The sequence below is a fragment of the Trinickia sp. genome, from assembly GCF_057351765.1.
The window spans coordinates 1-12,215 of sequence record NZ_JBMRBK010000052.1 but is presented as its reverse complement, the minus strand read 5'-3'; the positions used below and the strand labels follow the sequence as shown (position 1 = coordinate 12,215).

Below are 12,215 nucleotides of genomic sequence, written 5' to 3'. Positions count from 1 at the left end.
GGCGCGATGAAGCGCACGAGAAGGGCTGAGCATGTTGAACGGCAACGGCGCAAGGCGGCCGCGTCCCCTAGGGCGCGCGCTCGCAGCGGTCGTGCGCGGCGCATCGCCCAAACGTGTCGAGCGGTTATCGACGCGCACGGGGCCGGTGGCCGCGGCACGGATGGGCACCGTGCGGCGCACGCGGGTTTGCGAGTCGCTCTGCGACAGGCGTACGTGGCAGCGAGCGGCCAGATGAGGGACGGCGGGCGCTTTACGCGCTGACGCATGTCTTTCGGGCGACGCCGGCGCATCGCGGGCAAGATGCGCGGTTTCGCAGGCCAACTGCGGCTGGTAACGCCTGCGCTGAACGGGCAGCGCACGTCGACGGTTGTCACCGCTGGCGTGTGGCGGTCGGTTTTTGCGCGGTGCGGCAACCGCATTCGCGTTTCGGCGTGGTCAAGACGCCGGGATACGAGTGCCGGATCGGCGTCTGCTCAGGGCGCTGGGTAGCCGTGCGCCATCGGCATCGTTGCGTTGCGTCGCAGCAACAACGCAAGCGCGGCGTTTGTGATGGTGAGTAACAAGCAGTAATGGGCCGACGTCCGGGAATGCCTCCATTTCGGGCGTTGGCCCACGTTTTGCATGCACAGCGGTTTAAGCGGGTAACGCCGGGAAACAGACTGAAACGTTCCACGCCCTGTCAGCCTGTCCGGGATGGAGTATAATCCCTACTATGAAATAAGAAGCTCGATTGAATTTAGCAATCGACAAACCACTATGCTGAAGCAACGCACCATCAAATCGATTGTCAAGACCGTTGGCATCGGCCTGCATTCGGGCCGCAAGGTTGAATTGACGCTCCGCCCGGCCGCCGAAAACACCGGTATCGTGTTTTCACGCGTCGATCTTCCCACGCCTGTCGACATTCCGGCGTCCGCGATGTCCATCGGCGACACGCGTCTTGCGTCGGTACTGCAAAAAGACGGTGCGCGCGTTTCGACGGTGGAGCATTTGATGTCGGCTTGTGCGGGCCTCGGTATCGATAATTTGTATGTCGACGTGACGGCCGAAGAAATCCCGATCATGGACGGCAGTGCGGCTTCATTCGTGTTTCTGATGCAGTCGGCCGGCATTCTCGAGCAGAACGCGGCGAAGAAATTTATTAAGGTGACGAAGCCGGTCGAGGTGCGCGATGGCGACAAGTTCGCACGCCTCGAGCCGTATTTCGGCTTCAAGTTGCAATTCACGATCGATTTTCGGCACCCCGCGGTCGACAAGACGGGTCAGGCGCTGGAAGTCGATTTCGCGACTACTTCGTACGTGCGCGAGATCGCGCGTGCGCGTACGTTCGGCTTTGCGCATGAAGTGGAAACGATGCGCGAACTGGGCCTCGCTCGCGGCGGCAGTATGGATAACGCGATTGTGCTCGACGAATACCGCATCCTCAACAACGACGGCTTGCGCTACGACGATGAATTCGTGAAGCACAAAATGCTCGATGCCATCGGCGATCTCTACGTGGTTGGGCATTCGCTGCTCGCTTCTTACACTGCGTATAAATCGGGGCACGGCTTGAACAATATGCTGTTGCGTGAATTGCTCGCTCACGAGGACGCGTACGAGATCGTCACGTTCGAAGACGCGCAACATGCGCCGCGCGGCTTCGGTTACGACGCGCAGACGGCATTTGCCTGACGAGAAGCGCCTGGCCGTCGTGGCGTGACCCGCCGGGCGGACGAAAAAATAAGCGGCTTTCGAGCCGCTTATTTTTTTGTGTCGATGGGCGCCGGTGCTTCCGCCCCCTGCGGAGCACCGTCCGGCTGCGCTTTGCTATGGCGAGCGGCCATCCGCGCGAGTGCCGCCTGGAGCGGGGAAGGTGGCAATGTCTCGCTCAGCGCTTGCAGTGCTTGCGCCCCTTGGGGCGTCATGCGCGCCGTCTTGGGTCTCGGGGGTTCCGCTGCAGCCCGGGGTCGTACTTTCACGGCAAGTGTGCGGATATTCCATCCCCGCTGCTGCAAATCCGCGATGAGCCGCGGCTCGAGATGCCGCAGACGGGCCGCCAGCGCGCTATGCGCGGCGAACAAGGTCAGTGCGCCGTCCCTCACGAAGCCCGGCTCGATGCTCGTCGCGAGATAGGCCGGCAAAAGCTCGCTCAGCGCACGCTCGAGCGCCGCGGTTTGCTCGACGCCCGCGCGCAAAGCCGCGAATGCGTCGGTGCGCCCAAGCACTTCGGCCACAGGCCGTGGGACAGGCGCGGCTCGCGGCTTGGACGAGGGTGAAAAGCGGGACGAAAAGCGGCTCATTCGTAGTCTGAGGGAACGTGTACTGCGGCACACGGGGCTGAACGCACTCATTGTACCCGGGCCGCCCGCCGCGGCGGTCCGATGCGCACTTGCGCGACACGGTGGATTAAGGCTCGCGTGCTAAAATGCGCGATTCGAATTCACTCATGGAATAAGCCGCCGAGGCACTCGGATCCGGTACGCCCGCGGGCCCTCCCGCAGGCGCGGCGCGCGACGCGCGCGGTACCGGCCCAGTCGCGGCGCACACCCGACCCGATGACCACCGGTTTTCTCCAAAAGATCTTTGGCAGCCGCAACCAGCGTCTGATCAAGCAGTATCAAAAGACCGTCGCGGTGATCAATGCGCTCGAGCCGCAGATCGAGCAGTTGACCGACGACCAACTGCGCGCCAAAACGGAGGAGTTTCGCCAGCGCGTGGCGAGCGGCGAGTCGCTCGACAAGCTGATGCCCGAGGCGTTCGCGGTGTGCCGCGAGGCGAGTCGCCGCGTGCTGAAAATGCGGCACTTCGATGTCCAGTTGATCGGCGGGATGGTGCTGCACTACGGCAAGATCGCGGAAATGCGCACGGGCGAGGGCAAGACGCTCGTCGCGACGCTCGCGGCCTACCTGAACGCACTGTCGGGGCGCGGCGTGCATGTCGTCACGGTGAACGACTATCTCGCACAACGCGACGCCGAGTGGATGGGCAAGCTGTACAACTTCCTCGGCCTCTCCGTCGGCGTGAATCTTTCGCAGATGGACCATGCCACGAAGCAGGCCGCTTATGCTTCGGATATCACCTACGGCACGAACAACGAATTCGGGTTCGATTATCTGCGTGACAACATGGTCTACGAGACGGACGCGCGCGTGCAGCGTTCGCTCAATTTCGCGATCGTCGACGAGGTGGACTCGATCCTGATCGACGAGGCGCGCACGCCGCTCATCATCTCGGGCCAGGCGGAAGACCATACCGATCTTTACGTTCGCATGAACGCACTGCCGCCGCTGCTCGAGCGCCAGATCGGCGAGGAGCGCGCGGACGGCACCGGTGTGGAAAAGCCGGGCGACTACACGCTCGACGAAAAAGGGCGCCAGGTTTTCCTGACCGAATCGGGGCACGAGAAGGCCGAACGGATGTTGGCCGAGTGGGGCTTGATCGGCGAGGGCGAGAGCCTCTACGCGCCGCAGAACATCACGTTGATGCACCACGTCTATGCCGCATTGCGCGCGCATACGCTGTTTTTCCGCGATCAACACTACGTGGTGCAAAACGGCGAAGTCATCATCGTCGATGAATTCACGGGCCGCCTCATGCCCGGACGCCGCTGGTCGGACGGCCTGCATCAGGCGGTGGAAGCGAAGGAACACGTGAAGATTCAAAGCGAGAACCAGACGCTCGCTTCGATCACGTTCCAGAACTACTTCCGGATGTACGTGAAGCTGTCCGGCATGACCGGTACGGCCGATACGGAGGCGTACGAATTCAACGAGATCTACGGGCTCGAGACGGTCGTCATTCCGACGAACCGACCGCCGAAGCGAAACGACCTCCAGGACCAGATCTACAAGACGGCGCGCGAGCGCTACGACGCGGTCATTCGCGACATTCGCGAATGCTACGAGCGCGGCCAGCCGGTGCTCGTCGGCACGACATCGATCGAAAACTCGGAGTTGCTCTCGAATCTGCTGACCAAGGCCGGTTTGCCGCACGAGGTGCTCAACGCCAAGCAGCACGAGCGCGAAGCCGCCATCGTCGCCGAAGCGGGGCGCCCGAGGCGCATCACGATCGCCACGAACATGGCGGGCCGCGGAACTGATATCGTGCTGGGCGGCAATGCCGAGAAGCAGGCCTCGCTCATCGAGGCTGACGAGTTGATTCCGGCCGAGGAGAAGGCGAGCCGAATCCAGGCCTTGCACGACGAATGGCAGGCGTTGCACGATCAGGTGAAGGCCGCGGGCGGTTTGCACATCATCGGTACCGAGCGTCACGAGTCGCGCCGTATCGACAACCAGCTGCGAGGCCGCGCGGGCCGCCAGGGGGACCCGGGCTCGTCGCGCTTTTATCTGTCGCTCGAAGACCCGCTGTTGCGCATTTTCGCGGGCGATCGCGTGCGCGCGATCATGGACCGGCTGCGCATGCCCGAAGGCGAGGCGATCGAAGCCGGCATCGTCACGCGATCGATCGAATCGGCGCAGCGCAAGGTCGAGGCGCGCAACTTCGATATTCGCAAGCAATTGCTCGAATACGACGACGTTGCCAACGATCAGCGCAAGGTGATCTATCAGCAACGCAATGAATTGCTCGAAGCGCACGACATCACGGAGACGATCACCGCGATGCGCCATGCGGTCGTCACCGACGTCGTGCACCAGTTCATTCCCGCCGGCAGCATCGAAGAACAATGGGACGCGCCCGAACTCGAGGAAGCCTTGCGTACCGATTGGCAGCTCGATCTCGCGGTTCAGGAAATGATCAACGAGTCGCAGTCGCTCGATGCCGACGACATTCTGGACGCGGTGCTGTCGGCTGCCGACGAAAGCTATGAAGCCAAGGTCGCGCTCGTCGGACGGGAATCGTTCAGCGCATTCGAGCGCTCGATCATGCTGCAAACGCTCGATCGCTCGTGGCGCGAGCATCTCGCCGCGCTCGATCATCTTCGCCAAGGCATTCACCTGCGCGGCTATGCGCAGAAGAACCCGAAGCAGGAATACAAGCGCGAGGCGTTCGAGCTCTTCGAAGCGCTGCTCAACATCATCAAGACCGAAGTCACCCGCATCGTCATGAACGTGCGGATCCAGTCGCCCGAGCAACTGGAGGAAGCGGCCGAGCAGTACGAGGAGCAGGGCAGCCACGTGGAGAACGTCGAGTTCCGCCACGCGGAGTTTGCCGAGGCGGCGTCCGCGGCCCCCGCTGCGATGGCGGTCGACGCCGCGACGCAGATGGTCGATCAGGCGATGAGTCGCGGCGGCCATGGCGGTGCGGGCGCGGCAAGCGCCGAAGCCGGCATACCGAAGGTGGGGCGCAACGACCCATGCCCGTGCGGCAGCGGCAAGAAATACAAGCAGTGCCACGGCAGGCTTGCTTGAAACCGGATACGGCGCGCACGATGCGCGCCGTTTTTACATTCCCGACAGGTTCCCAGACGATGGCAGTCAACTTTCCTTCGATCGATCCTTCGCAACTCCATCCGGTTCCGGGCGTGACGCTAGGCTGGGCCGAGGCGAACATTCGCAAGCCCAATCGCAAGGACGTCCTCGTGATGTCGGTCGACGAGGGGGCCACCGTGGCCGGCGTATTTACCTCGAATCGGTTTTGCGCCGCACCGGTTACCGTTTGCCGCGAGCACCTTGCAAGCAGCCGGGGCATCCGGGCACTCGTCGTCAATACGGGCAATGCAAACGCGGGCACCGGCGAGTCCGGCCTCGCGCATGCTCGTGAAACCTGTGCCGAGCTTGCGCGCCTCGCTGGCATTGAGGCCGAGCAGGTCTTGCCATTTTCGACGGGCGTCATTCTCGAACCGCTGCCCATCGAACGCCTCAAAGCCGGGCTGCCCGCCGCGCTCTCCACTCTTCGCGCCGCGCATTGGTACGAAGCCGCCCAGGCCATCATGACCACCGACACGCAGCCGAAGGCGGCATCGCGGCAAGTGACGATCGACGGGCACACCGTGACGCTAAGCGGTATCAGCAAGGGTGCCGGCATGATCAAGCCGAACATGGCGACGATGCTCGGCTTCCTGGCTTGCGACGCCGCCGTTGCCCAGTCCGTGCTCGACGTGCTGGTGAAGGAGGTGGCGGACCGGTCGTTCAACTGCATCACGGTCGATGGCGATACGTCGACGAACGATTCATTCATCCTTGTCGCCACGGGCAAGTCCAGCCTGCCGCCCATCGCATCGACAGATACTCCGGCTTATGCCGCGCTGCGCCAAGCCGTTACCGACGTAGCCGAACGCCTGGCGCAGATGATCGTGCGCGATGGCGAAGGGGCGACGAAGTTCATCACGATCCGTGTGGAAGGCGGCGCGAGCGTGAGCGAGTGCCGGCAGATCGGTTATGCGATCGGCCACTCGCCGCTCGTGAAAACCGCGTTTTATGCGTCGGATCCGAACCTCGGCCGTATCCTCGCCGCGATTGGCTACGCGGGAGTCAGCGATCTCGATGTCGCGAAGATCGACCTCTATCTCGACGATGTTCATGTCGCGCAGGCGGGAGGCCGTCATCCCGAGTACCGCGAAGAGGACGGTCAGCGCGTCATGAAGCAAAGCGAGATCGTCATTCGTGTCGTGCTCGGACGCGGCAATGCCAGTGCAACCATCTGGACCTGCGATCTGTCGCACGAGTACGTGAGCATCAACGCCGATTACCGCTCGTGACATCGGGCAGCTCGCCGCCGCAGCGGCGAGCGCTCCGGAAGCCTCTTTTGCCATGGACAAACTCGACCGTTTTCTTACCCGCGCCGAAGCCGTGCTGACGCGCCTCGAGACGATGCTGCCGCCGGCGATGCCCGATGTCGACTGGTCGTCCGCCGTTGCGTTTCGTTGGCGCAAACGCCAGGGGCGCGGCTATTTGCAGCCGATCAAGGCCGTCTCCGCCATTTCGCTCGATGACTTGCAAAACATCGATCGTCAGAAAGCGCTCATCGAACAGAACACGCGCCAGTTCGTGAACCAGCTTCCCGCGAACAACGTGCTGTTGACGGGCGCGCGTGGGACAGGCAAGTCCTCGCTGATCAAGGCGTGTCTGAATGCCTATGCGGATCGGGGGCTGCGCCTCATCGAAGTCGACAAGGACGACCTGCACGATCTCGGCGATATCACGGACCTGATCGCGCAGCGGCCGGAACGCTTTATCGTGTTTTGCGACGATCTCTCGTTCGAGGAAGGGGAGTCGGGCTACAAGGCACTCAAAGTTGCGCTGGACGGCTCCATCTCGGCGCAATCGGACAACGTGCTCATCTACGCGACGTCTAACCGCCGGCATTTGCTGCCCGAGTACATGAGCGACAACGAGACCTACAAGCACATGCCGGATGGCGAAATCCATCCCGGTGAGGTCGTCGAGGAAAAAATCTCGTTGTCCGAGCGGTTCGGCCTATGGGTCAGTTTTTACCCGTTCAAGCAGGACGATTACCTGACGATCGTCGGCCACTGGCTGCGCCATTTTGGCTGCAGCGAGACGGCGGTTGGCGACGCGCGCGGCGAGGCGCTCGTGTGGGCGCTCGAGCGCGGCTCGCGCTCAGGGCGTGTCGCCTGGCAGTTCGCACGCGATTGGTCGGGCAAGCGGGGCGGGCAATGAACGAAGCAAGCGGATTTTCCCCCGCAACGACAGATGCCCGGCCGCAGCGGCCGGTGACGGAAGTGGCGGTGGGTGTGCTCGTGCAGCCCGACGGCCGCTATCTGCTGGCTCAGCGTCCGGCCGGTAAGCCTTACGAGGGCTATTGGGAGTTTCCGGGAGGCAAGCTGGAGGCCGGCGAGACGGTCGAAGCGGCGCTGGCGCGCGAGTTGCACGAGGAGCTTGGTATCGTCGTCACCGCATGCCATCTTTGGCATACGTTGGAACACGACTATCCGCACGCGTACGTGCGCCTTTATTTTTGCAAGGTGACGGACTGGACCGGCGAGCCGCATGGCCGCGAAGGGCAGGCGTTCAGTTGGCAGAGCCTGCCTGTGAACGTGGACCCACTGCTGCCCGCCGCCATTCCTGTGTTGGAACTGCTCGCGGCAGACAGCGCAGCTTGAAAGGGCGCTTCACCGGGCGTCGAATCAGTTCTTGATGTCTTCGCCGGGCGAATCGTCGGCGGACGGCGGGGGTTCACCGCCCTCGATTCGGTATTTCTCGGTCGCCCAGGCGCCAAGATCGATCTGCTTGCAGCGCTCAGAGCAGAAGGGCCGGAAGCGGTTTTCGGGGACCCAGCGGACAGCCTTGCCACAGGTCGGACATTTGACGACAGCGATCATACGTTTGGAACAATGGTCATGATGCGCGGCGGCCCTTGCGGCGCGGCACGCGCGAGGGCTACAAGCTGCAGAGCGTCAGTTGGAACGGCACGTCGACATCGACAGCGCGGGGGCGCATATCGCCGTCCTGTACCGTGAAACGCACCCACAGCATGTACTTGTTGGCGCTTGCTTCCGGTATGACGCGCAAATCCGGCGCAACGCGCACCTGCATCAATTGATAAGTGCGGCCCGACAGCATCTGCTGATAGCTGCCTTGCATCGCCATGACCTTCGAAGCCTGCCCCGATTCGCGGGCGAGCCGCAATACAATTGCGGCCGCGTCGCGCAGCGGCAATAACGGCATGATCCATTTGGCGATGTCCTGACGGCGCTGGTCAGGATGTGTCTGTTGCCATGCGAAGTACGACGGCAGATCGAACTTGCAAGTTCCGCCGGGAATGATCGCCCGGCTGCGAATGCTGGCTAGCCACTCGTTGTCCGTGAGGTGTTGGCCGGTCTTCCCCTGCATCTGCGCGAGGCCGTTGAGCGTTTGCTCGATTTCGCCCAGCACGACTTCGAGCGCGTTTTGTTCGATACCAGGGTTACCCCGGAACGGTGCCAGGGTCTGACGCTGGCGCTCGAGTTCCTTCATCAGATCCGACTTCAGATCTGCCCGGCCGGTGACCTCTGCAATTTCGAACAGCGTGGTCAATGCGACGTGATGTTCTCTCGCGTCGTCTTGATTGAGAAAAAACGTGAAGCGCTCGAATAGGTCTTCGAGACGCAGCAGCGTGCGAATTCGCTCGTTGAACGGATACTCGTAAAGAATCAAGCGCGCTCGCCTCAGGCGTCAAGAATAGGGATTGCAGGACATTCTAATGCTGCAAATGCCCCCCCGCAATCGCTCAATGGGATACGACGCGTACCTTTTTCGCCGCATCCGCGGATTGTTCGACACGCGCGTGTCGGCGTTGTTTCGACGGACGTGCCGTTTGCTCCGCTCAATTCGAGGACCCGGCGCCCGCCGCGAGCGACAGGTAGTGGGCGTGGAGGTGGCCGATTTCCTCATTCAGGCGCTCCGCGCCGATGTTTTCGTTGACCAGGACATCGTCGGCGGCAGCGAGCCGGGCCTCGCGCGGGGCCTGACGTTGCACGATCGCAAGAACCTGCTCGCGCGAGAATCCGCTACGCCGCATCACGCGGGCAACTTGCGTTTCGACGGTGCAGTCGACGACGAGCACGCGGTCGACGCGGGAGCGCCACACCCCGGATTCGACGAGAAGCGGCACGACCACGATCACATAGGCCGCGCGTGCCGCCTTGATTTCCCGTTCGGTCTCAGCCCGGATCAAGGGATGCGTGAGAGCTTCGAGGCGAGCACGCGCCGTATCGTCGGCGAATACGAGCGCACGCATTCGAGCGCGATCGAGCGAGCCGTCGGCGGCAACGAACGCCTCGCCAAACTCGCGCGCGATGAGCGGCATGGCGGCGCCGTGCGGTGCCGTAATGCGGTGCGCAATGCGGTCCGTATCGACGATGGCCACCCCCCGCGCCTCGAACAGATCGGCGACGAACGTCTTGCCGCTGCCGATGCCGCCGGTCATTCCGACGAGGTACATGATTCAACCTCCGAAGACATGAAAAAGCGGCGTACCGAGAAAGAGCGTCACCACGCCGCCCGCGGCCAGGAATGGTCCGAACGGCAGCGGTTCTTCGAAGCGCATGCGGCCGAACCCGGTGGCGACGAGCCCGACGATGGCTCCAGTCACCGCCGAGATCAAAACGATCTGCGGCAAGGCCGTCCAACCGAGCCACGCACCGAGCGCGGCCAGCAGCTTGAAGTCGCCGTAACCCATGCCTTCGATGCCGCGCACGAGTCGGAACAACCAGTAAATGCACCAGAGGAACACATAGCCGGCGATCGCGCCCGCGACGGCGGTCCGCAGGCTCGCGAAGGTATCGCCGAAATTGACGATCAGCCCCGCCCACAACAGCGGCTGCGTGAGCGAATCGGGAAGCAGGCGTGTATCGATATCGATTGCGCTCGTCGCGAGCAGTGTCGCACAGAGAACGAATGCGGCGAGCGCCGTGCCGGTGGGGCCGAACGTGACGAGCGATAGCGCGGCGAACGCGGCGCTCGCGAGTTCGACGAGCGGATAGCGAAGACCGATCGGTGCCCGGCAGGCTGAGCAGCGTCCGCGCAGCAGCAGGTAGCTCAGCACCGGAATGTTTTCCCAGGCGCGCAGCGCGTGGCCGCATTGCGGGCAGCCGCTGTGTGGCAACCATAGGTTATAGCGCTCGGGCATCCCATCGTCGACGGCCGCTCGATCGCCGTCCTCGCTTGCCTCGTTTACCTCCGCGCGCCACGCGCGTTCGAGCATGATGGGCAATCGATGGATGACGACATTGAGAAAGCTGCCGATCACCAGCCCGAACACTGCCGCGAACGCGAGTTGCCACGCGGCCGATAGTGCGCCGAATGCCGCGCCGAAGTGCATCGAGGCTTGCGAAAACGGTTCGGCCAGGGGGTGCGCGTACACGGGTGAAGTCGCTCCGTTGACAAGTCCGGTTGGGCTGGATGCTACACCACGTTGCCAAGCTCGATCACGGGAAGGTAGAGCGCGACGACAAGCACCCCAACGAGCACCCCCAATACGATGACGACCGCCGGCTCCGCGAGGCTCGCCATCAGGCCGGCGGCCTCCTCGACCTCGCGTTCGGCTAGCGCCGCGACGTCGAGCAGCATCGTATCGAGCGAGCCCGACTCCTCCGCGATCGCCACCGGCTGTACGAGCGCGGGCGGAAAACACGCGGCGGCCCGCATCGCCGCCGCGAGCCGTTCTCCGCGATCGAGCCGCGCGGCGATATCCGCGCTGGCCGCGTCGAATATCGCATGGCCCGTCGCATGCGCCAACGACGCCAGCGCGTCGGCGAGCGGCGTGCCCGCCCCCAGCAGCGTGCCGAGCGCCCGGCACCAGCGCGCCGCTGCCACCAAGCGAGAGATCCGCCCGACGAAAGGAACGGCAAGCGCGAACCGCCCGAGAGCGATGCGAGCGGCCGAAGAGCGGCGAAGCACGCGTGTTGCCATCAGATGCAGTGCGCCGGTGACTGCGAGGCAGGCCGGGCCGCGATGGACCGTGGCGTCGGACAACGCGACGACGGCGCGGGTGAGCGGTGGCAATGGCGCACCGAAGCTCTCGAAGGCGAGCTGAAACGCCGGGACGACCCACACCAGGAGCGCGGCCGCAATCGCTACGGCGAGCACCAGCACGGCGGCGGGATAAACGAGCGCCGCGCGCATCCTGGCACGTTGTGCGGCCATGCGTTCGCGCTCTTGCGCGAGCCGCGCAAGAACATGGGCCAGGGTGCCTGAGGCCTCGCCGACAGCGGCGAGCTGCCGATAAAACGGATCGAAGTGTTGGGCAAACGCGCCGAGGCCGGCGGCAAAACCTTGACCGTTGGCGAGCTGGTGCGCGAGGGTGGCGGCAATGCGCGCCACGCCGCCGCGCGCCGGGGTGTGCGCGATCAACTGGAGCGCCTGCGCGAGCGGCACGCCCGCGCCGAGGAGACCGGCCAGATGGCGTGTAAATGCGGTGATCTCGCGCGCGGTGGCCCGCGGCGGCGGCGCAGGTCCGCGCACCTCGAGCGAACCGGCCAGGATGCCGCGTTCCCTGAGTGCGGCGCGAGCCGCAGCCAAGTGCGGTGCAATGACCTTGCCGCGGCACTGCGTGCCATCGAGTTTCATGCCACGCCAGGCGAAGCGCCGCTCCGCGAATGCGGGCGCGGCTTGCCCTTCGCCGCTGTCGCTGTGCGCCTGCTTCATTGCGCCTCCGTCGATGCGATAGCTTCGGCGAGCGAGGTGACGCCATCCCGTACACGGTCGAGCGCGGCGCGGCGCAGAGTCGCGATACCCTCGGCGCGTGCTTGCCGCGCGAGCGTGTCGTGGCTCGTGCGCGAGACGATCGACTCGCGCATCGCGGCGGATATCGGCATGGTTTGATGCACGCCG

At 63.9% G+C, this 12,215-nt stretch carries 11 protein-coding genes and 1 pseudogene; 5 read left to right on the top strand and 7 right to left on the bottom strand.

Annotated features, from left to right (window positions below):
- The first annotated feature begins 756 nt into the window (after nucleotides 1-756).
- Complete coding sequence (gene lpxC / locus ACO1XS_RS14540) at nucleotides 757-1,674, top strand: UDP-3-O-acyl-N-acetylglucosamine deacetylase (RefSeq protein WP_440562239.1); 918 nt, start codon at nucleotides 757-759, stop codon at nucleotides 1,672-1,674.
- 68 nt (nucleotides 1,675-1,742) lie between these two features.
- Here lpxC and ACO1XS_RS14535 read toward each other — a convergent pair whose 3' ends face one another.
- Entirely contained in the window at nucleotides 1,743-2,282 is a 540-nt protein-coding gene (locus tag ACO1XS_RS14535) for a DciA family protein (RefSeq protein ID WP_486391006.1), read from the bottom strand.
- A gap of 255 nt (nucleotides 2,283-2,537) precedes the next feature.
- On the opposite strand from ACO1XS_RS14535, the gene secA reads away from it, so the two are divergent.
- From secA to mutT, 4 genes are read left to right on the top strand one after another with little or no spacing between them, the layout of a single operon-like run.
- Nucleotides 2,538-5,351 (top strand): preprotein translocase subunit SecA, encoded by a 2,814-nt coding sequence (secA, locus tag ACO1XS_RS14530; RefSeq protein WP_486391005.1) that lies wholly within the window; start codon nucleotides 2,538-2,540, stop codon nucleotides 5,349-5,351.
- A gap of 59 nt (nucleotides 5,352-5,410) precedes the next feature.
- Nucleotides 5,411-6,640 carry a bifunctional glutamate N-acetyltransferase/amino-acid acetyltransferase ArgJ gene (gene argJ / locus ACO1XS_RS14525; RefSeq protein ID WP_331571446.1) on the top strand — a complete coding sequence of 410 codons (1,230 nt, stop codon included), beginning with the start codon at nucleotides 5,411-5,413 and terminating at the stop codon, nucleotides 6,638-6,640.
- Nucleotides 6,641-6,692: 52 nt separating this feature from the next.
- A complete protein-coding gene (locus tag ACO1XS_RS14520; protein ID WP_331571444.1) occupies nucleotides 6,693-7,562 on the top strand; it encodes an ATP-binding protein in 870 nt (289 codons plus the stop codon).
- Complete coding sequence (mutT, locus tag ACO1XS_RS14515; protein WP_440560829.1) at nucleotides 7,559-8,005, top strand: 8-oxo-dGTP diphosphatase MutT; 447 nt, start codon at nucleotides 7,559-7,561, stop codon at nucleotides 8,003-8,005. Before ACO1XS_RS14520 ends, mutT begins: the two co-directional genes overlap by 4 nt.
- A 24-nt stretch (nucleotides 8,006-8,029) precedes the next feature.
- Here the strand turns inward: mutT and ACO1XS_RS14510 are convergent, their stop codons facing one another.
- The 6 genes and pseudogenes from ACO1XS_RS14510 to ACO1XS_RS14485 form a co-directional block, all read right to left on the bottom strand.
- Nucleotides 8,030-8,224 (bottom strand): DNA gyrase inhibitor YacG, encoded by a 195-nt coding sequence (locus ACO1XS_RS14510; protein WP_173257990.1) that lies wholly within the window; start codon nucleotides 8,222-8,224, stop codon nucleotides 8,030-8,032.
- A gap of 58 nt (nucleotides 8,225-8,282) precedes the next feature.
- Complete coding sequence (zapD, locus tag ACO1XS_RS14505) at nucleotides 8,283-9,038, bottom strand: cell division protein ZapD (protein ID WP_173257988.1); 756 nt, start codon at nucleotides 9,036-9,038, stop codon at nucleotides 8,283-8,285.
- 169 nt (nucleotides 9,039-9,207) lie between these two features.
- A complete protein-coding gene (gene coaE / locus ACO1XS_RS14500; RefSeq protein ID WP_331571440.1) occupies nucleotides 9,208-9,825 on the bottom strand; it encodes a dephospho-CoA kinase in 618 nt (205 codons plus the stop codon).
- A 3-nt stretch (nucleotides 9,826-9,828) separates the two neighbouring features.
- Complete coding sequence (locus tag ACO1XS_RS14495; protein ID WP_331571483.1) at nucleotides 9,829-10,704, bottom strand: prepilin peptidase; 876 nt, start codon at nucleotides 10,702-10,704, stop codon at nucleotides 9,829-9,831.
- 83 nt (nucleotides 10,705-10,787) lie between these two features.
- Nucleotides 10,788-12,029: a type II secretion system F family protein gene (locus tag ACO1XS_RS14490; RefSeq protein WP_331571438.1), complete on the bottom strand. Its 1,242-nt coding sequence runs from the start codon at nucleotides 12,027-12,029 to the stop codon at nucleotides 10,788-10,790.
- Nucleotides 12,026-12,215 (bottom strand): annotated as a pseudogene (locus tag ACO1XS_RS14485) (GspE family protein); the annotation flags it as partial. The pseudogene ACO1XS_RS14485 and the gene ACO1XS_RS14490, both read right to left, overlap by 4 nt.

Coding starts and splice junctions, on each gene's coding strand:
- lpxC (WP_440562239.1), top strand. CDS start 757: ATGCTGAAGCAACGCACCATCAAATCGATTGTCAAGACCGTTGGCATC.
- ACO1XS_RS14535 (WP_486391006.1), bottom strand. CDS start 2,282: ATGAGCCGCTTTTCGTCCCGCTTTTCACCCTCGTCCAAGCCGCGAGCC.
- secA (WP_486391005.1), top strand. CDS start 2,538: ATGACCACCGGTTTTCTCCAAAAGATCTTTGGCAGCCGCAACCAGCGT.
- argJ (WP_331571446.1), top strand. CDS start 5,411: ATGGCAGTCAACTTTCCTTCGATCGATCCTTCGCAACTCCATCCGGTT.
- ACO1XS_RS14520 (WP_331571444.1), top strand. CDS start 6,693: ATGGACAAACTCGACCGTTTTCTTACCCGCGCCGAAGCCGTGCTGACG.
- mutT (WP_440560829.1), top strand. CDS start 7,559: ATGAACGAAGCAAGCGGATTTTCCCCCGCAACGACAGATGCCCGGCCG.
- ACO1XS_RS14510 (WP_173257990.1), bottom strand. CDS start 8,224: ATGATCGCTGTCGTCAAATGTCCGACCTGTGGCAAGGCTGTCCGCTGG.
- coaE (WP_331571440.1), bottom strand. CDS start 9,825: ATGTACCTCGTCGGAATGACCGGCGGCATCGGCAGCGGCAAGACGTTC.
- ACO1XS_RS14495 (WP_331571483.1), bottom strand. CDS start 10,704: ATGCACTTCGGCGCGGCATTCGGCGCACTATCGGCCGCGTGGCAACTC.
- ACO1XS_RS14490 (WP_331571438.1), bottom strand. CDS start 12,029: ATGAAGCAGGCGCACAGCGACAGCGGCGAAGGGCAAGCCGCGCCCGCA.